Here is a 247-nt window from a genome sequence, read left to right on the forward strand (position 1 = left end):
CCTGAACTTTGATTTTCTGAGTAATTGTGATGGTTACAGACCAGCACCATATTTTGCTAATCGAGGAATGAAATGGATTCAGCAAACTGAAACGGGAAGACGCCTTGATGATGAGTTACGTTATTATCTATCTGAATCCTATATAATTGTTTCAAGTGGTTTAAGTAAAAAGAAGCAGGCTGAGTTAGGGATTCCGTGTCAATCTGAAACACGCACATAACAAAGCTTTCAAGAGGGATTCGCAACG

The 247-nt window shown here is 38.9% G+C and carries 1 protein-coding gene; it reads left to right on the forward strand.

Features of this window, described 5'->3' with window-relative positions:
* A partial coding sequence (locus tag Q5762_RS39300) for a hypothetical protein (protein WP_315897113.1) occupies positions 1-220 on the forward strand: 220 nt, incomplete at its 5' end.
* Positions 221-247 lie beyond the last annotated feature (27 nt).

The organism is Streptomyces sp. P9(2023) (assembly GCF_032436795.1).
GTDB lineage: Bacteria > Actinomycetota > Actinomycetes > Streptomycetales > Streptomycetaceae > Streptomyces.